This is a genomic window from Isoptericola sp. NPDC056578 (assembly GCF_042793275.1).
Taxonomy (GTDB): Bacteria; Actinomycetota; Actinomycetes; order Actinomycetales; family Cellulomonadaceae; genus Isoptericola.
Map to the genome: position 1 here is coordinate 25,433 of NZ_JBHTVC010000020.1, position 20,763 is coordinate 46,195.

General features: G+C 74.7%; 19 protein-coding genes and 1 riboswitch. Of the genes, 6 read left to right on the forward strand and 13 right to left on the reverse strand.

Annotation, left to right across the window (positions count from 1 at the left end; all coding sequences use genetic code 11):
• The first annotated feature begins 210 nt into the window (after window positions 1-210).
• Window positions 211-933, forward strand: a complete 723-nt coding sequence (locus ACFQ80_RS10090) for a PAS and ANTAR domain-containing protein (RefSeq protein WP_430563556.1) — start codon at window positions 211-213, stop codon at window positions 931-933.
• A 10-nt stretch (window positions 934-943) separates the two neighbouring features.
• On the opposite strand, the gene ACFQ80_RS10095 is transcribed toward ACFQ80_RS10090, so the two are convergent.
• Window positions 944-1,885, reverse strand: coding sequence for a helix-turn-helix transcriptional regulator (locus ACFQ80_RS10095; protein WP_430563557.1), 942 nt, complete (start codon window positions 1,883-1,885; stop codon window positions 944-946).
• A gap of 162 nt (window positions 1,886-2,047) precedes the next feature.
• Between ACFQ80_RS10095 and ggt the strand changes: the two genes are divergently transcribed.
• Window positions 2,048-3,928 (forward strand): gamma-glutamyltransferase, encoded by a 1,881-nt coding sequence (gene ggt / locus ACFQ80_RS10100; RefSeq protein ID WP_430563558.1) that lies wholly within the window; start codon window positions 2,048-2,050, stop codon window positions 3,926-3,928.
• Window positions 3,929-3,947: 19 nt separating this feature from the next.
• On the opposite strand, the gene ACFQ80_RS10105 is transcribed toward ggt, so the two are convergent.
• Together ACFQ80_RS10105 and ACFQ80_RS10110 are read right to left on the reverse strand one after the other, a co-directional pair.
• Window positions 3,948-4,235: a hypothetical protein gene (locus tag ACFQ80_RS10105; RefSeq protein WP_430563559.1), complete on the reverse strand. Its 288-nt coding sequence runs from the start codon at window positions 4,233-4,235 to the stop codon at window positions 3,948-3,950.
• A gap of 26 nt (window positions 4,236-4,261) precedes the next feature.
• Entirely contained in the window at window positions 4,262-4,747 is a 486-nt protein-coding gene (locus ACFQ80_RS10110; protein ID WP_430563560.1) for a MarR family winged helix-turn-helix transcriptional regulator, read from the reverse strand.
• A gap of 39 nt (window positions 4,748-4,786) precedes the next feature.
• Between ACFQ80_RS10110 and ACFQ80_RS10115 the strand changes: the two genes are divergently transcribed.
• The gene (locus ACFQ80_RS10115) at window positions 4,787-5,746 is read left to right on the forward strand and encodes a DMT family transporter (RefSeq protein ID WP_430563561.1); all 960 of its coding nucleotides are present in this window, start codon (window positions 4,787-4,789) and stop codon (window positions 5,744-5,746) included.
• Here ACFQ80_RS10115 and ACFQ80_RS10120 read toward each other — a convergent pair.
• Together ACFQ80_RS10120 and ACFQ80_RS10125 are read right to left on the reverse strand one after the other, a co-directional pair.
• The gene (locus ACFQ80_RS10120) at window positions 5,704-8,598 is read right to left on the reverse strand and encodes an FAD-binding and (Fe-S)-binding domain-containing protein (protein WP_430563562.1); all 2,895 of its coding nucleotides are present in this window, start codon (window positions 8,596-8,598) and stop codon (window positions 5,704-5,706) included. The two genes, ACFQ80_RS10115 and ACFQ80_RS10120, sit on opposite strands and share 43 nt — an antisense overlap.
• Window positions 8,595-9,629 carry a serine hydrolase domain-containing protein gene (locus tag ACFQ80_RS10125; RefSeq protein WP_430563563.1) on the reverse strand — a complete coding sequence of 345 codons (1,035 nt, stop codon included), beginning with the start codon at window positions 9,627-9,629 and terminating at the stop codon, window positions 8,595-8,597. The genes ACFQ80_RS10120 and ACFQ80_RS10125 overlap by 4 nt, the downstream gene beginning before the upstream one ends.
• A gap of 134 nt (window positions 9,630-9,763) precedes the next feature.
• Here ACFQ80_RS10125 and ACFQ80_RS10130 point away from each other — a divergent pair, with 134 nt between their 5' ends.
• Both ACFQ80_RS10130 and ACFQ80_RS10135 read left to right on the forward strand, forming a co-directional pair.
• Window positions 9,764-10,318, forward strand: a complete 555-nt coding sequence (locus ACFQ80_RS10130) for an AAA family ATPase (protein WP_430563564.1) — start codon at window positions 9,764-9,766, stop codon at window positions 10,316-10,318.
• A 113-nt stretch (window positions 10,319-10,431) separates the two neighbouring features.
• Entirely contained in the window at window positions 10,432-11,688 is a 1,257-nt protein-coding gene (locus ACFQ80_RS10135; RefSeq protein ID WP_430563565.1) for an ion channel protein, read from the forward strand.
• On the opposite strand, the gene ACFQ80_RS10140 is transcribed toward ACFQ80_RS10135, so the two are convergent.
• The 8 genes from ACFQ80_RS10140 to ACFQ80_RS10175 all read right to left on the reverse strand — a co-directional run bounded on the left by ACFQ80_RS10140 (window position 11,675) and on the right by ACFQ80_RS10175 (window position 20,118).
• A complete protein-coding gene (locus tag ACFQ80_RS10140) occupies window positions 11,675-12,346 on the reverse strand; it encodes a GAP family protein (protein WP_430549475.1) in 672 nt (223 codons plus the stop codon). The two genes, ACFQ80_RS10135 and ACFQ80_RS10140, sit on opposite strands and share 14 nt — an antisense overlap.
• 66 nt (window positions 12,347-12,412) lie before the next feature.
• Complete coding sequence (locus tag ACFQ80_RS10145; protein WP_430549474.1) at window positions 12,413-12,850, reverse strand: (deoxy)nucleoside triphosphate pyrophosphohydrolase; 438 nt, start codon at window positions 12,848-12,850, stop codon at window positions 12,413-12,415.
• 119 nt (window positions 12,851-12,969) lie between these two features.
• Window positions 12,970-13,200 (reverse strand): LuxR C-terminal-related transcriptional regulator, encoded by a 231-nt coding sequence (locus ACFQ80_RS10150; protein ID WP_430549473.1) that lies wholly within the window; start codon window positions 13,198-13,200, stop codon window positions 12,970-12,972.
• A 250-nt stretch (window positions 13,201-13,450) separates the two neighbouring features.
• Window positions 13,451-13,819 carry a glycine cleavage system protein GcvH gene (gcvH, locus tag ACFQ80_RS10155; RefSeq protein ID WP_430563566.1) on the reverse strand — a complete coding sequence of 123 codons (369 nt, stop codon included), beginning with the start codon at window positions 13,817-13,819 and terminating at the stop codon, window positions 13,451-13,453.
• Window positions 13,820-13,882: 63 nt separating this feature from the next.
• Entirely contained in the window at window positions 13,883-15,037 is a 1,155-nt protein-coding gene (gene gcvT, locus ACFQ80_RS10160; RefSeq protein ID WP_430563567.1) for a glycine cleavage system aminomethyltransferase GcvT, read from the reverse strand.
• Between the two features lie 33 nt (window positions 15,038-15,070).
• A complete protein-coding gene (gene gcvP / locus ACFQ80_RS10165) occupies window positions 15,071-17,989 on the reverse strand; it encodes an aminomethyl-transferring glycine dehydrogenase (RefSeq protein WP_430563591.1) in 2,919 nt (972 codons plus the stop codon).
• Between the two features lie 304 nt (window positions 17,990-18,293).
• Window positions 18,294-18,400, reverse strand: a riboswitch (glycine riboswitch).
• A gap of 78 nt (window positions 18,401-18,478) precedes the next feature.
• Window positions 18,479-19,138 carry an HdeD family acid-resistance protein gene (locus tag ACFQ80_RS10170; RefSeq protein ID WP_430549470.1) on the reverse strand — a complete coding sequence of 220 codons (660 nt, stop codon included), beginning with the start codon at window positions 19,136-19,138 and terminating at the stop codon, window positions 18,479-18,481.
• Between the two features lie 71 nt (window positions 19,139-19,209).
• Complete coding sequence (locus ACFQ80_RS10175) at window positions 19,210-20,118, reverse strand: LysR family transcriptional regulator (RefSeq protein WP_430549469.1); 909 nt, start codon at window positions 20,116-20,118, stop codon at window positions 19,210-19,212.
• Window positions 20,119-20,302: 184 nt separating this feature from the next.
• Between ACFQ80_RS10175 and ACFQ80_RS10180 the strand changes: the two genes are divergently transcribed.
• Window positions 20,303-20,746: a hypothetical protein gene (locus ACFQ80_RS10180; RefSeq protein ID WP_430563568.1), complete on the forward strand. Its 444-nt coding sequence runs from the start codon at window positions 20,303-20,305 to the stop codon at window positions 20,744-20,746.
• The last annotated feature ends 17 nt before the right edge of the window (window positions 20,747-20,763 follow it).

Here is a 20,763-nt window from a genome sequence, read left to right on the forward strand (position 1 = left end):
CTTTCACGATGTCAACCGACAGGGAAACTCTTCTACCTCCTCGGGCCACCGCCCGGTTGTCCCTCAGACGCACACGGCTGTCCCCGGCACGCAGACGGCCCCGTCGAGGGCGGCCCACCCGTGGTGTGGTGATCCACCGGCATCGGCAATCGGTCCCGGAAGCAGACCGCGCACCGATCCCGCCGGAACGCGCATGGCCAGGAGGTGCCCGTGGATCCCCGTCGCATGCCGACCGACCCGCCCCAGCCCACCTCTCCGCCCGCGCCGGCGGACGACGGTTCCACCCTGGAGCACGCGCTCGACATCCCGCCGGCGCCGCTCACCGGCTCCTACCGCTGCCTGCTCCCGGCTGAGACCTGGTGGTGGTCGGAGGGGATGTACCTCGTCCACGGGTTCGAGCCGGGCGAGGTGGTGCCGTCCACCGCTCTCGTCCTGGCCCACAAGCACCCCGACGACCGCGAGCGGGTGCGGCGGCTGCTCGCCGCGGCGCAGCGCACCGGGACCCCCTTCGCCAGCGTGCACCGCATCATGGACGCGCGCGGTCGCGAACGTACCGTCGTGCTCTCCGGCCAGGTCCGGCCCGCCGCGGAGGACCCCGCCATGGCCGTGCTCCAGGGCTTCGTGACCGACGTGACGGCCGAGGTCAGCGAAGACGCGGCCCGGATGGCCTCGCGGCAGGTGGCCGCGTCGGCGCAGAGCCGGTCCGCGATCGACCAGGCCAAGGGGGTGCTGATGCTGCTCTACGGCCTCGCGGCCGAGGACGCCTTCACCGTCCTGCGCAGCGCCTCCAACACGCACAACGTCAAGGTGCGGGACCTCGCCGCGGCCGTGCTGGCCGCCGCGCGCACGCACGGGACGGCGGCGCGGCCCGTCGTCGAGGACCTGCTGCGCCAGGCGCTCCTCGCGACCGGACGGTCCGTCACGACGCCCTGACGTCCGGCGCTCACCGGCGCAGGGTCTGCGACGGCAGTTCGTCGTGCGCCCGGCGGTAGGCGGCGGCGAAGTGGCCGAGGTGCAAGAAACCCCACCGGCGCGCCACGGCCGCGACCGTGACCACCTCCGGGTCACCGTCCAGGAGCTCGCGCCGCGCCCCGTCCAGCCGGGCCCGGCGCAGCGCGTCCCCCGGGGTGGCGCCCAGCGAGCGCCGGAACGCCGCCTGCAGTCCGCGGGTGGAGACGTGCACCGCGGCCGCGACGTCGTCGACCGTGATCGCCTCGTGCGCGTGCTCGTCGATGTACGCCGACGCCCTGCGGACGACCGGCGGCAGCACGCGCTCGGCCGCTCGCCCCTGGTCGTCGAGGGCGACGTTCGGGAAGGCGTGCAGCAGGGAGAGGGCGACGTGGTGCGCCAGCGAGCTCTGCAGCACCGCCGACGACAGCGCCTCGGCGTCGCGGGTCAACGACTGCGCGGCGTACCGTGTCGTCGCCTTCCAGGCGCGCGCCGCCGCCGGGTCTCGCGGGGACCCTGACCGGAACAGGTGGGTCGGCTGGTCGCGCCCGGTCAGCCGCGCGGCCACCGCGCGCACGTAGCCGCGGTCGAGGGTGAGACCGCTGGTCCGGGCGGTCTCCCAGGTCGCCGTCGCGCGGTCCGGCGCGTCGAGCAGCACCGGGCCAGGGCCGAAGGCCTCCCCCGCGTGCTGCAGCTCGATCTCCCCCCGCAGCTGGAGCACGACGATCGGTTCGGGCTCGTCCAGAGCCGAGCGCCCCGGCATGGGGAGCGTGTGGTCCGTCCAGGCCAGGCGCGCGATCGCGGCGGAGCGGATGGAGAACTCGAAGGCCTGCTTCGGCGCGCGCAGGTGGACCCGGGGAAAGATCCTCTCGAGCGCCTGCTCGGCCTCCTGGGCGTCGGAGGTCCGCAGCTCGAAGCCCGCGACCGGTGTCGTCATCCGCCTACCGTCGCGACCCCGCGGGCGCAGCGCAACAGACCAGGTCAGGAGTTCGGGACACGGGCCGGGTCGCCCCGCCCCGCCGCGTTCGGCGGGCGTCCGACGTCGTTCTCCGCCACTGTGGGAGAAGCGCCTCGGGACCCGCCCGCCACAGGAGACCCCATGGACCACCGTCTGGACCACCGCCGCTCCAGCTCACGCCCCCGCCGCACCCGCGTGCTGGCCGCCCTGGGCGCGGCGGTGCTGACCGCGACGACCGCCGTCGTCGGCACCACCGCCGCGTCCACCGCGAGCGCCCACCCGCACGGTGGCGGGCACGGTGACGTGAAGGTGCCCACCGCGGTCGGGTACGGCGGCGCCGTCAGCACGGTGGACCCGGAGGCGAGCCGGGTCGGCCTGGACGTGCTGCGCAAGGGCGGCAACGCGGTCGACGCGGCGGTGGCGGCGGCCGCCGCGCTGGGGGTGACCGAGCCGTACAGCGCCGGGATCGGCGGCGGCGGGTACTTCGTCTACTACGACGCCGACACCGGCGAGGTGCAGACGATCGACGGCCGGGAGACGGCGCCGGCGGAGATGCCGAACAACGCGTTCATCGACCCGGCGACCGGCAAGCCGTACCCGTTCACGCCGGACCTGGTGACGAGCGGCGTCTCGGTGGGCACGCCGGGTACGCCCGCCACCTGGCAGACGGCGCTCGACGAGTGGGGCACCTACTCCCTGAAGAAGGCGCTGAAGCCGGCGACGCAGCTGGCGCGGCGGGGCTTCGTCGTCGATCAGACGTTCCACGACCAGACGGCGGACAACGCCGAGCGGTTCGCGGCGTTCCCCGCCACGGCGGAACTGTACCTGCCGGGCGGGGCGCCGCCCGCCGTCGGCAGCGTGTTCCGCAACCGCGACCTCGCCGCCACCTACGACCTGCTGGCGAAGCGCGGGACCGACGCGTTCTACGGCGGACGGCTCGCGGCGGAGATGGTCGACGTCGTGCAGCACCCGCAGACCTCCCCCGACACGGACCTGCCCGTGCCCCCGGGCTACCTCGACCTCGACGACCTGGCCGGGTACGAGGCGCTGGTGCAGGACCCGACCGTGTCCGACTACCGCGACTACGACGTCTACGGCATGGCGCCGTCGTCCAGCGGCGGGTCCACGGTGGGCGAGGCGCTGAACATCCTCGAGACGTTCGACCTGTCCGGGATGGACGACGCGGCCTACCTGCACCACTACCTGGAGGCGAGCGCCCTGGCGTTCGCCGACCGCGGCGCGTACCTGGGCGACCCGGCGTTCGTCGACGTCCCCCTCGACACCCTGCTGTCGGACGACTTCGCGGCCGAGCGCGCGTGCCTGCTCGACCCGGAGGCGGCGGCGACCAAGCCCGTGGCACCCGGGGACGTCGACGCCGACGACGCGGCGTGCGGCGAGACGATCGCCCCCGCCGACTCGGACACGGAGAACGTCTCGACGACGAACCTCACCGTGGTGGACGAGGACGGGAACGTCGTCGAGTACACCCTCACGATCGAGCAGACCGGCGGCTCGGGGATGCTCGTGCCGGGCCGCGGCTTCCTGCTGAACAACGAGCTCACCGACTTCTCCACCGTGTGGGCGGCCGACGACCCGAACCGCATCGAGCCGGGCAAGCGACCACGGTCGTCGATGGCGCCGACGATCGTGCTGCGCGACGGCGAGCCCGTCCTGGCCCTCGGCTCTCCCGGCGGCTCCACGATCATCACGACCGTGCTGCAGACGCTCACCAACCACCTCGACCGCGGCATGCCGATCGGCGACGCGCTCGCGGCCCCGCGCGCCGCTCAGCGCAACACGGCGTCCGTCACCGCGGAGCCGGAGTTCATCGAGGCCTACGGCCCGGAGCTGGAGGCGTACGGGCACACGCTCGTGCCGGCCGGAGACGCGTTCACGTCCGCCGCGGAGATCGGCGCCGCGACGGCGGTGCAGATCGGCGACGACGGCCTGCTCACCGCCGTCTCCGAGCCGCGCCGCCGCGGCGGCGGCGCCGCGATGGTGGTGCATCCCACCGACGGGTGAGCGCCCGCACCGGCCCGCGTCACCGCAGGTGCGGCGGCTGCTTGTCCTGCCCGAGGAGGGAGCGACGGTCGAACTGCGGCGCCGGTCCGCTCTCACCGGCACCGTCGGGCCTGACGCGGTCGCGCGTGCGCTGCCGGCGCCCCATCGAGCGCGCCGTGCCCCAGCACAGGACGACGACGACCACGATCCACACGCCCTGCAGGGCGAGCTCGACGCCCTCGGGGAGCCGGACCGTGAACAGCACGACCGTGGCGGCGACGAGCACGGCCAGCCCGACGCCGGCCAGCACCCCGGGCCGGATCCTCATGCCAGCGAGCGTAGCGACCTCCGGCGTCAGCCGGTGACGAGCTTGCGGAGCAGGCCCTCGAGCTGTGCGCGCTCCTGGCGCGAGAGGGGCGCCAGCAGCCCGTCCTCGAGCTCGAGGTGCGCGGGGTAGGCCTCGTCGATGAGCCGGCGTCCCTGCGGCGACAGCGTGACGACGCGCCCGCGACCGTCGTCGGCACGGCCCTGCCGGACCACCAGGCCCGCGGCCTCCAGCCGGTCGACCCGCTTGGACGTCGCGCCGGCCGTCACCATGGTGTGCTCCGCGAGCTCGCCCGGGTTCAGCGCGAACGGGGCGCCCGCGCGCCGCAGCGCGCACAGGACGTCGAACTCGCCCTCCCCGATCCCGAACCGCCGGTAGTTCGCCACGAGCGCGGCGGTGAAGTCGTCGGAGATCCGTCGCATCCGCCCGATCACCGCCATCGGGCTCGGGTCGAGGTCGGGGCGTTCCCGCCGCCACTGCTCGACGAACGTGGCGACGCGATCGGTCTCGGTCATGACCCCATCCTACTTTCCACGGAAAGTATGATGGTTTCCATGGAAACTTCTTCGCCGGCGCGCCGGGCGCTGGCCCGCGTCCGCTGGCCCCTCGTCGCCGCCGTCGGGCCGGTCGCGTTCGGGTCCACGTACTTCGTGACCCATCACTTCCTCCCCGGGGACGCCCCGCTGTGGGGGTCGGCCCTCCGCGCGCTGCCGGCGGGCGTCGTCCTCCTGCTGGTCGCGCGCCGGCTGCCTCGCGGCTCCTGGTGGTGGCGGTCGGTCGTGCTCGGCACCCTCAACATGGGGATCTTCTTCTGCCTCGTGTACGTCGCGGCCCAGCTGCTCCCGTCGAGCGTCGCCGCCTCGCTGATGTCGCTCAGCCCGCTCGCGATCGCGGGCGCGGCCTGGCTCCTGCTCCGCGAACGGCCCACCCCGCGCGTGGTCGTCGGGGCCGCCGTGGGCGGGGCGGGCGTCCTGCTGATCGTCGGCACGGCGACCGGCGCGCTCGACGGCTGGGGCATCGCGGCGTCCGTCGCCTCGATGGCCCTCTCGTCCGTCGGGGCGGTCCTCACCAAGCGGTGGCAGGACGGGACGCCCGTGCTCACGGTCACCGCGTGGCAGCTCGTCGTCGGCGGGGTCGAGCTGCTCGTCGCCGCGGCGCTCGTCGAGGGCGCGCCCCCCGCGCTGTCGGGCACCGAGGTCCTCGCGTTCGCGTACGTGAGCCTCGTCGCGACGGCGCTCGGGTTCGTCTGCTGGTTCAGCGGGTTCCGCCACCTCCCGGCCGGGGCCGTGGGCGTGATCGGCCTGCTGAACCCCGTCACCGGAGTCACCCTCGGCGTCGCGGTCGGGGGCGAGGTGCTCACCGGGTCCCAGGCGCTCGGGATCGCCCTGGTGCTCGCGAGCATCGTGCTCGTCAACCTGCCGGGCGGGACGCGTCGTCGCGGGGAGCAGCCGGACCTGGAGGTCGAGCCCGCTCAGCGCGTCGCCGCCTCCAGCAGCTCGAGCACGTGCACGTAGTCGCGCCCGGTGGCGCGCGCCATGCCCATCTCGCAGGTGCGGTTGTTCGAGACGTACGCGTCGTAGCGGCCCCCGGGCAGCTCCCGCTCCCCCGCCGCGACGTCGGCCGCCTCGGCGTGCGTGGCGGCGGCGGTGAGCTCGGGGTGCAGCATGCCGCGGTCGCCGGCGAAGCCGCAGCAGCCCCAGGCCGCGGGCACGACGGCGTCGTCGGCGACGGCGGCCGCGACGGCGCGCAGGTCGTCCACGGCGCCCAGGTGCACGGTCGCGCAGGTCGGGTGCACGACGACCCTCCCCTGGCGCTCGACGTCAACCCCGCGGTCCGCGAGCGCCGGCAGCACGTCGGTGCGCACGAACGTCACGGCGTCGACGATGCGCAGCCGGGCGAACCTCTCGGCGTCCTCACCGGAGAGGTGGTGCGGCGTCTCGACCAGGCCGTGCGTGCAGCTCGACGCGTCGCACACGACCGGTAGCTCTCCCCCGCGGCTCGCCGTCCACAGGGCGTCGAGCACCTGCCGCGCCATCCGCGCCGCGCCACCCGGCAGGCCCTTGCTCACCCACGGCGTGCCGCAGCACAGCCCGCCGATGCCCTCCGGCACCGCGAGCCCGATCCCGGCGCGCTCGCACAGCACGCGGAAGGCGTACTCGGCGCCCACCGCGCTGCCGTCGAAGTCCGGCAGGCCCCGGGGCGCGGGGGCGAACAGCTCGCCCATGCACGACGAGAACAGGACGGCCCGGGGCGCACCACCGTCCGCGGCCGGGAGGTCGGCGGCCTCGCGCCGGAGTCCCGGGCCGGGCAGGTCGGCGTCGACCCGCGGCACGACGTCGGTGCCGACGACGCCGCGCGCGACCTCCGAGGCGACCCGCACCACGGGCGTCGGCACCTTCGCCGCGACGCCCAGCGCGCCGCGCAGCACGTCCACGACCGGCCCCCACGACCCGGCGAGCGCCTCCCCGCCCTTCTGCACGACGGGCGGGTTCGACCGCGCCCGGTGCCCCTTCATCACGACGCCCGTGTCGATGCCGACGGGGCACGCCTCCACGCACATGGAGTCGGCGGCGCAGGTCTGCACGCCCCAGTACCGGTACGCCTGCTGCAGCTCCTCCCGCTCGCCCTCGGGCGCGACGGCGAGCTCCTTGAGCAGCGCGATCCGCTGGCGCGGCGTCGTCGTGACGGTGCGCGAGGGACAGCCGGGCTCGCAGTAGCCGCACTCCACGCAGCGGTCGACGAGCGGCGCGTCCTCGCCGCCGGCGGACGCCTCGACCTTGAGGTCGCGCAGGTGCTCGTGCGGGTCGTCCGTGATGACGACGCCCGGGTTGAGCAGGCCCCGCGGGTCGAACAGGTCCTTGACGCGGCGCATGACGGCGTACAGGTCGTCGCCGTACTGGCGGCGCACGAACGGCGCCATGATGCGGCCCGTGCCGTGCTCGGCCTTGAGCGAGCCGCCGTGGCCGAGGACCAGGTCGACGAGGTCGTCGCTGAACGCCGCGTACCGGTCCAGCTCGGCGGCGTCGCCCAGTCGCGGCGTGATCATGAAGTGCAGGTTGCCGTCCTTCGCGTGCCCGAAGGTGACGGCGTCGTCGTAGCCGTGGCGGGCGAACAGGCCGCCCAGGTCGCGCACGGTGGCGGTGAGGTCCGGCACCGGGACGACGACGTCCTCCAGCAGCGCCGTCGCACCCGCGGGGCGGGCGCCCGCGACCGCGGTGTACAGGCCCTTGCGCACGCGCCAGAGGCGCTCGCGCGTGGCGGTGTCGGTGGTCAGCGCGGCGGGCAGCTCGAGCCTGAGGCCGTCGACGACGGCGCGCGCGGCGTCCTGCAGCGGGGCGAGCGCGTCGTCCGTCCCGGCGCGGTACTCCACCAGCAACGCCGTCTGGCCGGTGATGCCGGCGCCCTCCGCGAGGGACCGCATCGACGCGTCGGCCTTCGGGTCGGCCGCCGCGACCCGCAGCGACGCGGCGTCCATGAGCTCGATCGCCTCCGGCCCGGAGGCGCCCAGCGGCACCAGCGCGTCCGTGGCGCGCTCGAGGGAGTCGAAGACGAGCAGCGTCGTCGCGACCTTCGTGAGCAGCGGCACCGTGCGGAAGGTGACGTCCGCGACCCAGCCCAGCGTGCCCTCGGACCCGATCATCAGGTGCTCGAGGATCTTCACCGGGCTGTCGTGGTCGAGCAGCGCGTTCACCGAGTAGCCCATGGTGTTCTTCATCGCGAACTGCCGCTGCACCTCGGCGCGCATCGTCGCGCTGCCGCGCACCCGGTCGCGGAGCTCCGCGAGGCCGCGGTGCAGGTCCGGCTCCAGGACGGCGAGGCGCGCGTCGGCGTCCGGCGCCCCCGTGTCGACGACGGTTCCGCCGGGCAGCACGACCGTCATCGCCTCGACCGTCCGGTACGCGGTACGGGTGGTGCCCGACGACATCCCGGAGGAGTTGTTGGCCACCACTCCCCCGACGGTGCACGCGATCTCGCTCGCGGGGTCCGGGCCCAGCCGCCGCCCGTGCCGCGCCAGGTGCCCGTTGACCAGGCGCAGCGTGGCGCCGGGCTGGCAGCGCACCCGTTCCCCGCCGTCGAACACCTCGACGCGCGCGAACCGCGTGCGCGTGTCGACCAGCATCCCCGCGCCCGACGCCTGCCCCGACAGGCTCGTGCCGCCGGAGCGGAACGTCACCGCCAGGCCGCGGCGGCTCGCCTCCCGCATCGCGGCGACCACGCCGTCGACGTCGTGCGCACGCACCACCACCTCCGGGCGCAGCAGGTAGTGCGACGCGTCGTGCGCGTGCGCCACCCGCGTCAGCAGGTCCGTCCGCAGCTCGTAGCCGTCCGCGCGGGCCGCCCCGCGCGTCGTGTCCCGTCCCGTCATCGCCCCTCCTGCGTGCCGAGCCCTGCGGCGAGCGCCGCCAACCGTCGACGCCGCGCCACGACGCTCGACGCCCGCCCACCGTGGACACGGTTCGTCAGCAGCACCGCCGTCGCTCCCGTGGCGAGGTCGACGACGAACGATGTCCCCGTGAACCCCGCGTGCCCCACCTGGTCTCCCGACACCATGAACCCGGGGTCGCCGCGCCGCAGCCCGAGCGCCTGCCCCCACGGCGCGCCGGCGCGGCGGGTGACGTCGTCCGGCTCGACCAGCGCGCGCCACGACGCCTCGCTCACGACCTGCCGGCCGCCCGCGGCCCCGCGGTCGGCGACCAGCGCCGCCAGCCGTGCGACGTCGTCGAGCGTGCCGAACAGCCCGGCGTTCCCCACCGGACGGGCGGTCGCCGCGGCCAGCTCGTCGTGCACGCGACCCGTCGGCGTGCCCGGCTCGGTCGGTGCGACGTCGGCGGCGTCGACGACGTCGACGGGCGACCACCGCAGCCCCGCCGCCCCGAGCGGCGCACCGACGCGCCGCGCGACCACGCGGTCGAGCCGCTCGCCGGCGAGCTCCTCCAGGACCCGGCCGAGCGCGATGAAGCTCAGGCAGGAGTAGGCGTGCGCCGTCCCCGGCGGCGCGACCGGCGGCCCCAGGGCGTCGGCGAGCACGGCGTCCGGGTCGGCCGTGGTGCGCCAGGCGAGGGCCGTGGGACGCAGCCCGGCGGTGTGCGTGAGCAGGTGACGCGCGGTCGCGCCGGACGACGTCGCGGGCACGTCGAGCACCTCGCGGGCCGGGGCGTCGAGGTCGAGCAGGCCGTCGTCGACCAGCGTCGCCGCGGCGAGCGCCACGAAGGCCTTGGTCACCGACGCGAGGTCGAACCGGGTCTGCCCGCCCGTCGTCGCCCCCACGTCCCCCGGCCCGTCCGCGAACGCGCTCACCGTGCCCGCCGACGACGCGACGAGGGCCGCTGCGGAGGACCAGCCCTCGTCGGCGGCGCGCCCGTCGAGGAGACCGGCGGGCTGCGCGGGGTGCGGCACGGTGCGCTCCGTCCTCCGGGGTCGGCGCCGATCCCGGTCCTGGCAGATTTCTCCCTACCGTACTAGTGGTCCGGCACATGTCTTCAGGCCGGTGGCGGTGTCCGCGCCGCGACCGCGTTCCGTACTCTCGGCGGGTGCCCCACGACGCCCCCGCTCCCCCGCCCGCCGTCACGGCCCGCCGGATCCTGGTGGCGGGCACGTCCGGAGCGGGCAAGACGACGCTCGCCGGTCGGGCGTCGGCCGTCCTCGGCCTGCCGTACACGGAGCTGGACGGCCTGTACCACGGCACCGGGTGGACACCTCGCCCGGAGTTCGAGGACGACGTGCGCGCCGTCGTCGCGCAGGACGCCTGGGTGAGCGAGTGGCAGTACACGGCCGTGCGGCCCCTGCTGCTGGAGCGTGCCGAGCTGCTGGTCTGGCTCGACCCGCCGGTCCCCGTCGTGCTGTGGCAGGTCGGGACCCGCACGGTCCGGCGCCGGCTGCGCAGGACGGAGCTGTGGCACGGGAACGTCGAGCCGCCCCTGCGCACCGTGCTCCGGGACCGCGACCACATCCTGCGGTGGGCGTGGCGCACGCGGCACAAGCTCCGCGGCCTCGACGAGCGGCTGGCCCGCGAGGCGCCGCACGTGCGGGTCGTGCGGCTGCGCAGCCGCCGTGCCGTCGAGCGCTGGGTGCGCTCCCTGGCGTGACCCCGGGCGGCGCCGTCAGGAGCCGAACGTCTCCAGCCGGGTCGCGTGCTCCGCCTCCGTGAGGTCGGTGGTACCGCGCGCCGAACCGGAGGGCCGCGGCTACGTTCGCCCCTGTGACGACCGACCAGTCCGCCGCGACCGCGCCGCTGACCACCGCCCGCCTCGCGGCGCTCGCCGTCCCCGCCGCCGTGGTCGGCGTCCTGTCCGCCCTCGGCCTGGTGCTGGTGTCGTGGCTCGCGGGCCGGCTGCAGGGCTGGCTGTGGGGCGCCCTGCCCGAGGCGCTCGGGGCACGCGCCGACTCCCCCTGGTGGATCGTCGCGGTGCTCACCGCGACCGGCCTCGCCGTGGGCGCCGTCGTGCGCTGGGCGCCGGGGCACGCCGGCGACGACCCCGCGACCACCGGGCTGGTCGCCGCCCCGCTCCCGGTCGGCACGGTCCCCGGCCTGGCGGCCGCCCTGGTCCTCGGTCTCGCGGGCGGGGTGAGCCTGGGCCCGGAGAACCCGATCATCGCCGTGAACGTCGCGCTCGCCGTCTGGCTCGTGACGCGGTCGCGCGTCGGCGTTCCCGTGCCCGCAGTGACGCTCATGGCGTCGGCTGGCACCATCGGCGCGATGTTCGGCACCCCCGTCGGCGCGGCGCTCGTCATGACCGAGTCGCTCGGCGGGCAGGGCCGCGGGCCGCTGTTCGACCGCCTGTTCGGCCCCCTCGTCGCCGCCGGCACCGGGTCGCTGACGATGTCGCTGATCGGGTCGCCCCAGCTGTCGGTGGACGTGCCCGGCTACACCGACCCCGCGTGGGGCGACCTCGTCGCCGCGCCCGCCGTGGCCGCCGCCGCTGCCCTGGTCTGCCTCCTCGGGGTGTGGGCGTTCCCCCACGTGCACGCAGCTTTCCACCGGATCGGCCACCCCGTGCTCATGCTCGGCGCCGGCGGCCTCGTGCTCGGCGTCCTCGGCGCGGTCGGCGGCCCGCTCACCCTCTTCAAAGGGCTCGACGAGATGCAGGAGCTCACCGCCGACGCCGCCGGCTACGGCGCCTGGGCGCTGCTCGGCCTCGCCGTCGTGAAGATGGCGGCGCTCGTCGTCGCGTCGAGCGCCGGCTTCCGCGGCGGCCGGATCTTCCCCGCCGTGTTCGTCGGGGTGGCCGTGGCGCTGTCCGCGCACGCCGTGGTGCCCGACGTGCACGTCGGGCTCGCCGTCGCCGCCGGGGTGATGGGCGCGACGCTCGTCGTCGCCCGCGACGGCTGGCTCGCCCTGTTCATGGGCGTCGCCATGGTGGCCGACGTCGCCGTCCTGCCCGTCCTGTGCCTCGCCGTCCTGCCGCTGTGGCTCCTGGTGCGCGGCCGGCCGCCGATGCTCGTCACAGCGCCGTGATGCCGTCGCCGATCATCTTGGCGCCGATGACGAGCAGCAGGACCGCCATGATCACGGCGTTGTTCTGGACCATCCAGGTCTTCAGGCCGTCGAGGACGGCGGCGGCGCGGTCGCCCGTCGCCAGGTAGATCACCAGCGGGGTCACGACGCCGACGCTGGCGACGAGGGCGAAGACGACGGCGGCCACGACCTGGGCGTTCGTGTCGCCCGGCGCGGCCGCGGCGATCGCGGCGCCGCCGGAGACGACCAGCAGCAGGTTCTTCGGGTTGACCGCGGACAGCAGGACGGCGAGCCCGAGGGCCTTGCCCGGCGTGAACTGGTCGATGGCCGCCATCCACTTCGGCGTCTCGGGCTCGACGCCCTCGCGCGGCCGCCCGCGCCACTGCCGCACCGCGAGCAGCAGGAGCAGGACGCCGAGCACGATCTTGACGACGCCCGCCCAGGCGGGCGGGCCGTCGTCGTCCGGCGCGGACGACCCGGCCAGCACGGCGACCAGCGCGACGACGACCAGGACGGCGACGAACCAGCCGATCAGGAAGGCGGCGGCGTTGGCCTTCGCCCGCCGGCTGACGAGCATGAGCACCACCGCCACGATCGGCAGCGGGCTGATGAGCACGCCCACCGCGACGGGAAGTGACTGGCCGATCGCTGCGCCCACCTGTGCTCCTCCGTCCGGTGACGGTCCGACCGTAGGCGTGGCGCGACGATGTCGCGCGCCCAGGCGTCAGCGCGAGGTGTCGACGCGGTCGTGCAGGACGGCGTCGAGCTGCTCGACGATCCGGACGTCGCCGTCCAGCCAGTCGACGTCGAGCAGCGACGTCCGGTCCAGCCAGCGCAGGTCGTCGTGCTCGACGAGAGGCCGCGGGTCGCCGTCGGTGACGGCCGCCAGCCAGAGGCGCAGCACGTGCCGGTCGGTGATGATCCAGGCGCCGTCGTCGGGGCCGGGCAGCTCGTCGCCGAGCTGGACCCGCACCCCCAGCTCCTCCATGAGCTCCCGGTGCAGCGCCTCGACCGGCGTCTCCCCCGGGTCCACCTTGCCGCCGGGGAACTCCCACCGGCCCACGAGGTGCTCGGGCCGGCTCCGCCGCGCCGCGAGCAGGCGCGCCGGGCGGTCGAGGTCGTCGACGATCGCGGCGGCGACCACGAGGCGGCGTGCTGTCATGACCGCGAGTCTGCCATCCGGACCCCCGGCGGGCCGTGCCGTGCCCGGTGCCCGGACGTGCGAGAGCCCCGCGCCGACGACCTCCCCTGTCGTCGGGCGGGGCTCGCACCTCCCCGCTGTCAGCTGACCCCCAGGCCGGCCTGTCGCGCCCATGCGACGGCCTCGGCCCGGTTGGAGACACCGATCTTGCGATACACGCTGCGCACCTGCGACTTCACCGTGTTCCGGGTGACGAACAGCTTGGTCGCGATCTGCTCGAGGGTGACGTCCTCGGACAGGTTGGACAGGACCACCCGCTCGCGCCGCGTCAGCAGACGGTTAGTCACCGGGGCCATTTCGATCGTGCTCATCGTTCTTCCTCCGTCGACGGCCGTCGACCGAAGGTCGACCAGGGGAAGCCGTCATGGATGAAGATGGGAAGGGGCCCCTGTCATGACGCGGAATGTCGCGGGTTGTTGCCGTGCCGGGACGACGACGGCCGGTCGCTCCCCGTCGGAGGGTGCGGCCGGCCGTGTCGTCGCAGGTCAGCGCGGTTATCCCAGGCAATCAACGCAATTCGGGCCCGATGGTCACGATTCGGTCACGGGTTTCGGGAAAGCGTCAGCCCGCCTGGGCGGCGTACTCCTCGGCCGTCAGCAGCGTCCCGCGGGAGGTCACGTCGACCTTGAAGAGCCAGCCCGCGCCGAAGGGGTCGGAGTTCACGACGGCCGGGTCGTCCACGGCCGACTGGTTGACCTCCACCACGGTGCCGCTCACCGGCGAGTACAGCTCCGAGACGGACTTGGTGGACTCGATCTCGCCGACGACGGCGCCGGCCTCGATCGTCGCGCCCACCTCGGGCAGCTCGAGGTAGACGACGTCGCCCAGCGCGTCGGCGGCGACGGACGTGACGCCGATCGTGGCGGGCGACGCGTCGTCCACCCACTCGTGCTCGGCGGAGTAGCGGAGGTTCTCGGGGAAGTCGGCCATGGGGTCAGCTCCTTCGGGGTTCACGGCAGAAAGGTCGGGACCGGGTGGTTCAGGACGATCGTCCTACGCCCGCCGGTAGAAGGGCAGCGGGACGACGACGAACGGCTCGGCGCGGCCACGCACGTCGACGGCGAGGGCGGTGCCCTCGGCGGACACCTCGGGCGTCACGTACGCCATCGCCACCGGGTAGCCGAGCGTCGGCGACGGCGCGCCGGACGTCACGTGACCGACGACGGCGCCCACGGCGCCGTCGAGACCGCGCTGCACGACGTCGTACCCCGCACGGGCGGGACGGCGCCCCTCGCCCCGCAGCCCGACGAGGACGCGTGCCGGTGCGCTCTCGGCGCGCGCCGCGAGGGCGTCGCGGCCCACGAACGGCAGCGGCTCACCGTCGGCACTGGTCTTGTCGAGCTTCACGACCCGGCCGAGGCCCGCCTCGTACGGCGTGGTCGTCTCGTCGAGCTCGTGCCCGTACAGCGGCATGCCCGCCTCGAGCCGCAGCGAGTCGCGGGCCGACAGCCCGGCCGGGACGATGCCGCGCCCCTCCCCCGCCGCGAGCAGCGCACGCCAGAGCTCCACCGCCCGGTCCGAGGGCACGAACAGCTCGAAGCCGTCCTCCCCCGTGTACCCGGTGCGCGCCACGAGCACCCCGATCCCGGCGACGGTGGCCTCGGCCGACGCGTAGTACCTCATGCCACGGACCGTGTCGACGTCGCCGTCCGCCGTGAGCGACGCGACGATCTCCTCCGCCTGCGGGCCCTGGACCGCGACCAGTGCCGTCTCGGTCGACCGGTCGGTGACGACCGTGTCGAACGCGGCGGCACGCGCGACCAGCTCGGCGGCGACCCGCGGCGCGTTGCCGGCGTTCGCGACGACGAGGAAGTGCTCGTCGGCCAGGCGGTAGACGATGAGGTCGTCCAGCACCGAGCCGTCGTCCGCGCAGATCATCGAGTACCGCGCCCGGCCGACGCCGATCGCGCTCGCGTTGCCCACGAGCGCCTGGTCCAGCGCGGCGCCGGACTGCGCGCCCTCGAGGTGGATCTCCCCCATGTGCGACAGGTCGAACAGCCCCGCGGCCTCACGCACCGCGCGGTGCTCCGCGAGGTCGGAGGTGTACCGCAGCGGCATCAGCCAGCCGCCGAAGCCGGTGAGGCTGGCGCCCAGCGCGACGTGCTCGTCGTGCAGCGGCGTGGTCTTGTCCTGCTGGTCCTCGGCCATCGAGGCTCCCTTCGGTGTGGTGGGCGCTCGGGCTCAGTGAGCGGTCGGCTCGGCGTAGGACTCGAGCGGCGGGCAGGCGCAGACGAGGTTGCGGTCGCCCTTGGCCCCGTCGATCCGGCGCACGGGCGACCAGTACTTCGCCCCCCGCAGGCTGGCCAGCGGGAAGGCTGCGAGCTCGCGGGAGTACGGGTGCGTCCACTCGTCGGCGACGACGCTCGCCGCCGTGTGCGGCGCGTGCCGCAGCGGCGAGTCCTCGGCGCTCCACTCCCCCGCCCCGACGCGGTCGATCTCGCCGCGGATGGCGATCATCGCGTCGACGAAGCGGTCCAGCTCGGCCAGGTCCTCGCTCTCGGTGGGCTCCACCATGAGCGTGCCTGCCACCGGGAACGACATCGTCGGCGCGTGGAAGCCGTAGTCGATGAGGCGCTTCGCCACGTCCTCGGCCGTCACGCCGGTCTCGGCGGTCATCGGCCGCAGGTCGAGGATGCACTCGTGCGCCACCAGGCCGTTCTCGCCCGTGTAGAGCACCGGGAAGTACGGGTCCAGGCGCTTGGCCACGTAGTTGGCGGTCAGGACGGCGGCCTTCGACGCCTCCGTCAGCCCGTCCGGGCCCATCAGGGCGAGGTACGCGTACGAGATCGGCAGGATGCCCGCCGACCCGTGCGGCGCCGCGCTCACCGGCGCGATGCCGTCCTGCGCGTCGATCCCCGGCGTCGGGTCCGCCGGGAGGAACGGCACCAGGTGCGCGGCCACCGCGACCGGGCCCACGCCCGGGCCGCCGCCGCCGTGCGGGATGCAGAACGTCTTGTGCAGGTTGAGGTGCGAGACGTCGCCGCCGAACTCCCCCGGCCGGGCCAGCCCGACCAGCGCGTTGAGGTTCGCGCCGTCGATGTACACCTGTCCACCAGCGTTGTGTACAAGGCCGCAGACCTCGCGGACGTGCTCCTCGTAGACGCCGTGCGTCGACGGGTACGTGATCATGATCCCGGCCACCTGCGGACCGTGCTGCTCCAGCTTCGCCCGCAGGTCGCCGAGCTGGATCTCGCCGTCGTCCGCCGTCGCCACGACCACCACGCGCAGGCCCGCCAGCGCCGCCGACGCCGCGTTCGTGCCGTGCGCCGACGCCGGGATCAGCACGATGTCGCGGTGCTCCTCGCCCCGCGACCGGTGGTAGCCCTTGATCGCCAGCAGCCCCGCGAACTCGCCCTGCGAGCCCGCGTTCGGCTGCACCGACACGCCCGCGTACCCGGTGATCTCCGCGAGCTGCGCCTCCAGCGTCGACACCAGCTCCGCGTAGCCCAGCGCCTGGTCAGCCGGCACGTACGGGTGGATGTCCGCGAAGCCCGGCCAGCTGATGGCCTCCATCTCCGCCGTCGCGTTGAGCTTCATCGTGCACGAGCCCAGCGGGATCATCGTGCGGTCCAGCGCCAGGTCCTTGTCGCTCAGCGACCGCAGGTACCGGAGCATCGACGTCTCGCTGCGGTGGACATGGAAGATGGGGTGCTGCAGGTACTGGGTCGTTCGGGTCACGGCCGCGGGGAGGTCGGAAACCCCTCGCGCGGACGCGTTCACGGGCGCCTGGGCGCCCTCCACTTCGGGAAGGTCTACGTCCGCGCGAGGGGTTTCCGACCTCCCCACGTGCTGCACCGCGTCACCGTTCCTCAGCACGGCGGCGAAGGCGGAGAGGACGGCGGTCACGTCCGCGGAGGTGGTGGTCTCGTCGCAGGCGATCTGTACATGGTCGGCGTCCGCCTTGTACAGGTTATAGCCGGCGTCCGCTGCGGCGGTCACTACCTGCTGGGCCTGGCCGGGGACGACGGCGCGGACGGTGTCGAAGAAGACGTCGTGCTCGACGGTGACGCCCGCCGCGCGGAGGCCCGCCGCGACGGCGGCGGCGCGGGCGTGGGTGCGCTCGGCGATCGCGCGCAGGCCGTCGGGGCCGTGGTACACGGCGTACATCGAGGCCACGATGGCGAGCAGCGCCTGGGCGGTGCAGATGTTGCTCGTCGCCTTCTCGCGGCGGATGTGCTGCTCGCGGGTGGCGAGGGCCAGGCGCAGGCCCGTGGCGCCGTCGGCGTCGGTCGAGACGCCGACCAGGCGGCCGGGGAGCTGGCGCTCCAGGCCCTTGCGGACCGCCATGAAGGCGGCGTGCGGGCCGCCGTAGAACAGCGGGACACCGAAGCGCTGCGCCGAGCCGACCGAGAGGTCCGCGCCGAGCTCGCCGGGGGAGGTCAGCAGCGTGAGGGCCAGCAGGTCGGCGGCCACGGTCACCAGCGCGCCGCGCTCCTTGGCCTCCGCGACGACGCCGCGCGCGTCGAGCACCCTGCCCGAGGCGCCCGCCTGCTGCACGACGACGCCCACCAGGTCGCCGTCGGGCAGCGCGCCGCCCGCCGCGACGAACGCGTCGAGGCCTGCCGCCAGGCCGCCGTCGAGCCCCACCACGACCACCGGCAGCCCGATGGCCTCCGCACGACCGCGCGTGACCGACAGGCTCTGCGGGAACAGGTCCGCGTCGAGGACGACGTACCCGCTCTTCGCGCGCGAGGCGCGCCACATCAGCGCGACGGCCTCGGCGACGGCGGTAGCCTCGTCGAGGAGGGACGCGCCCGCGATCCCCAGGCCGGTGAGGTCCTCCACGGCCTGCTGGAAGTTGAGCAGCGCCTCGAGGCGGCCCTGCGAGATCTCCGGCTGGTACGGCGTGTACGCCGTGTACCAGGCGGGGGACTCGAGCACGTTGCGGCGGATCACCGGGGGAGTGGCGGTGCCGTAGTAGCCCAGCCCGATCATCTGGCGCTTGACCTGGTTCTTCCCCGCGAGGTCCCGCAGGTGCGCGAGCACCTCGGCCTCCGAGCGGGCAGCCGGCAGGTCCAGCGGGCGGTCGGTGCGGATCGACGCGGGGACGGCGGCGTCCACCAGCGCGTCGAGGCTCGCGTGGCCGAGGGTGTCGAGCATCGCGGCGACCTCGCGGCCGCGGGGGCCCACGTGCCGGTCGGCGAAGACGTCGGGGTCGGCGCCGGTGAGGACGTCGTCCGGGATGGTGGTCACGTCGGAGCTCCGTAGGTCGGTCCGGGCAGGCGGGGACTGGCGGGTCCTCCCCGCTCTGTCATCGGACGCGCACGCGTCGACCTGAGAGTTTTGCCGGTCCGCCATCGCGTCGTCGCAGACGTGACCTACGACGTCGACGGGGCGCGCCGACTTGCACCGTCGGTGGGCCCGCACCGTCGCGAGGACGGGCAGGGCCGCTTTCCAGAGTTGCCTCGCCGTGACGGTACGGATGCCTGAGAGATTCCCGGGGAGGGTTGCTCCTTCGGCGCCGGCCGGCCACCTTGCGGGGCACGGCGCGAGCTCTCCCGTCGCGGTTCGAGCGGCTATGTGGCAACCGCACCTGAGGTACGGCCGCGTTGTGGGGGCAGCCGGGGCTGCGGTGTGACGCTGCCGATCCTACCCGGCCGCGGCGCCGTCCCGGGCCTTGCGGGCGTCGCGGGCCCGGGTGCCGGTGGCGAACGCGCCCACGACCAGCACGGCGCCGGCGAGCACCAGGTAGAGCGCCAGGAGCTGCGCCGACGTGGCGACGTCCGCGCCGGGCCGCAGCAGCATGACGAGGCCGAGCACGATCCACAGCACCGCGTTGACGAGCTGCCAGTCCCACGACGTCGTGCGCAGCGCGCGCCCGCGCAGCGCGCCGATGACGCCGACCACGCCGGCCGCGCACGCCCACACCGCCACGACCAGGTACATCACCGGGCCGGTCATCGACGGCCACACGATGATGAGGACCCCCGCGAGCAGGCTGACCACGCCCGCGATGAGGCGCCAGCTGATCTCGTCGCCGGCGCCCTGCGGGCGGCCCGACCGCTTGGTCGGGGCGCCCTCGACGGTGAGCAGCACGCCCTGCACGACGATCAGCGCCCCGACGAGCCATCGCACCCACACGAGGCCGCGGTCGGGGTTCGCGAACAGGACGATCCCCGCCGCCAGGTACAGCAAGGCGCGCAGGTAGACCAGTCCCCAGAGGCGGCGCGCGACGCCGAAGGTCCGGTCGGACAGGGGAGCGGCACCCGCGTCCGACGACCCGGCCGGCCCCGACGTCGTTCCGCTCATGCTGGTGATGCTAGGAGCGGTCCCGCCAGGTCGCGCGCCGGGGACCTGCGACGTCGCGGGCAGGACGAGCGTCAGCCGAGCTCGAGGTCGCGCGTCACCTCGACCATGGCGTCGACGACGGCGCGCACGGCGGGGCCGGGCTCGTGCCGCGTGGCGCGGTGCCGCGCCACGATGCGGCGGGTGCCGAGGCCGGCGAGGCGCGCGACCTCGACGCCCTCCGGCACGTCCCCGCCCTGGAGCGCGAGCGCCGGCAGCATGGCCACGCCCTGGTTCGCCGCGACGAGCGAGAGCGCGGTGTCGAAGTCGAAGAAGGCGTGCCGCTGGCTGACCGTCGTCCCCAGGGTGCGGGCCAGGCGGCGCAGGGCGCGGTCGGAGGCGGTGTCCGCCTCCGCGCCGACCCACTGCAGGTTCGCCAGGTCGTCGAGGCGCTCGGGCATGGGCAGGCCGGCGGGCACGACGACGCACCAGGGCTCGTCGAGCAGCGGGACGTCGTGCACGCCGCGGGGTGCGGGGGAGTCCATGTCGGCGTCGCGCTCGAGCAGGATGACGTCGAGGTCGCCGGCGCGCAGCATGCGGATCGCCTCGGCCGGCTCGTGCTCGCGCACGTCCACCTCGACGGCGGGGTACTGCTCGGCCAGGTCGAGCAGCATGGGCGCCACGACGGCGCGGATCCCCGTCTGGAAGGCGCCCAGCACGACCTTGCCGCTCACCCCCTCGCCGAGCCCGGCGATCGCCTGCCGGGCCTCGAGCAGCTCGGCCTCGATCCGCTCGCCCGCCTCGGCCAGCACCCGGCCCGCCGGGGTGAGGGTGACGCCGCGCGGCCCGCGGTCGAGGACGGCGATGCCCTCCTCGGCCTCGAGACGGGCGATCTGCTGGGACACCGCGGACGGGGTGACATGCAGAAGATCTGCTGCCGCGAGCACGCCCCCGGCGCGGTGCACGGCAAGGAGGAAGGCAAGTCTCCGTGGGTCTGTGGCCATGTAGGGATACTAACTGCCGGTCGGAGAAGGATTTGATTGTGCTGAACGCAGATCGTGTTGCAGAATCGTTTCGACGCCAGCCGGACCACTCCGGTTCCCGGTTCTCGGGGCGGCGTCCCACATCCCTCAGATCTTCCTTCCCGTGGCACACCTGTGCCACGCCGACCCCCCGGAGGTGCCCGTCATGACGATCTCCCTGCTGACCGTGATTACTGCCCTCGGGTGGGTCGGCGCCGTCGCCGTCGTCCTCGCCTACGGCATGGTGAGCAAGGGCCGCTGGACCGCCGACTCGCTCCCGTTCCAGCTGTCCAACTTCGCCGGCGCGGCCGTGATGCTCGTCATCGCGATCACGAACGGCATCTGGCCGTCCGCCCTGTCCAACGTCGCCGCGGTCATCATCGGCGCCGCCGCGATGCGCACGATGGCCCGCGCCCGCCGCGCCGAGCGCGCCGCCGCCGCGCAGCTCGCCGCCGTCCAGGCGACGGGCGAGCCGCACGCCGTCGCCGTCGTCGACGGGTCCGCCGACCCGACCGCCGGCGCCCTCGTCACCGAGACCTCGGCCGACGCCGCGTCCGTGTCCGACGTCGCGGAGCTGCCGCGCCAGGAGCGCGTCGACCTCGCCGCCTGACGGCGACGACCGGGACG

Coding starts and splice junctions, on each gene's coding strand:
- ACFQ80_RS10095 (WP_430563557.1), bottom strand. CDS start 1,885: ATGACGACACCGGTCGCGGGCTTCGAGCTGCGGACCTCCGACGCCCAG.
- ggt (WP_430563558.1), top strand. CDS start 2,048: ATGGACCACCGTCTGGACCACCGCCGCTCCAGCTCACGCCCCCGCCGC.
- ACFQ80_RS10105 (WP_430563559.1), bottom strand. CDS start 4,235: ATGAGGATCCGGCCCGGGGTGCTGGCCGGCGTCGGGCTGGCCGTGCTC.
- ACFQ80_RS10110 (WP_430563560.1), bottom strand. CDS start 4,747: ATGACCGAGACCGATCGCGTCGCCACGTTCGTCGAGCAGTGGCGGCGG.
- ACFQ80_RS10115 (WP_430563561.1), top strand. CDS start 4,787: ATGGAAACTTCTTCGCCGGCGCGCCGGGCGCTGGCCCGCGTCCGCTGG.
- ACFQ80_RS10120 (WP_430563562.1), bottom strand. CDS start 8,598: ATGACGGGACGGGACACGACGCGCGGGGCGGCCCGCGCGGACGGCTAC.
- ACFQ80_RS10145 (WP_430549474.1), bottom strand. CDS start 12,850: ATGACAGCACGCCGCCTCGTGGTCGCCGCCGCGATCGTCGACGACCTC.
- ACFQ80_RS10150 (WP_430549473.1), bottom strand. CDS start 13,200: ATGAGCACGATCGAAATGGCCCCGGTGACTAACCGTCTGCTGACGCGG.
- gcvH (WP_430563566.1), bottom strand. CDS start 13,819: ATGGCCGACTTCCCCGAGAACCTCCGCTACTCCGCCGAGCACGAGTGG.
- gcvT (WP_430563567.1), bottom strand. CDS start 15,037: ATGGCCGAGGACCAGCAGGACAAGACCACGCCGCTGCACGACGAGCAC.
- gcvP (WP_430563591.1), bottom strand. CDS start 17,989: ATGCTCGACACCCTCGGCCACGCGAGCCTCGACGCGCTGGTGGACGCC.
- ACFQ80_RS10170 (WP_430549470.1), bottom strand. CDS start 19,138: ATGAGCGGAACGACGTCGGGGCCGGCCGGGTCGTCGGACGCGGGTGCC.
- ACFQ80_RS10175 (WP_430549469.1), bottom strand. CDS start 20,118: ATGGCCACAGACCCACGGAGACTTGCCTTCCTCCTTGCCGTGCACCGC.
- ACFQ80_RS10180 (WP_430563568.1), top strand. CDS start 20,303: ATGACGATCTCCCTGCTGACCGTGATTACTGCCCTCGGGTGGGTCGGC.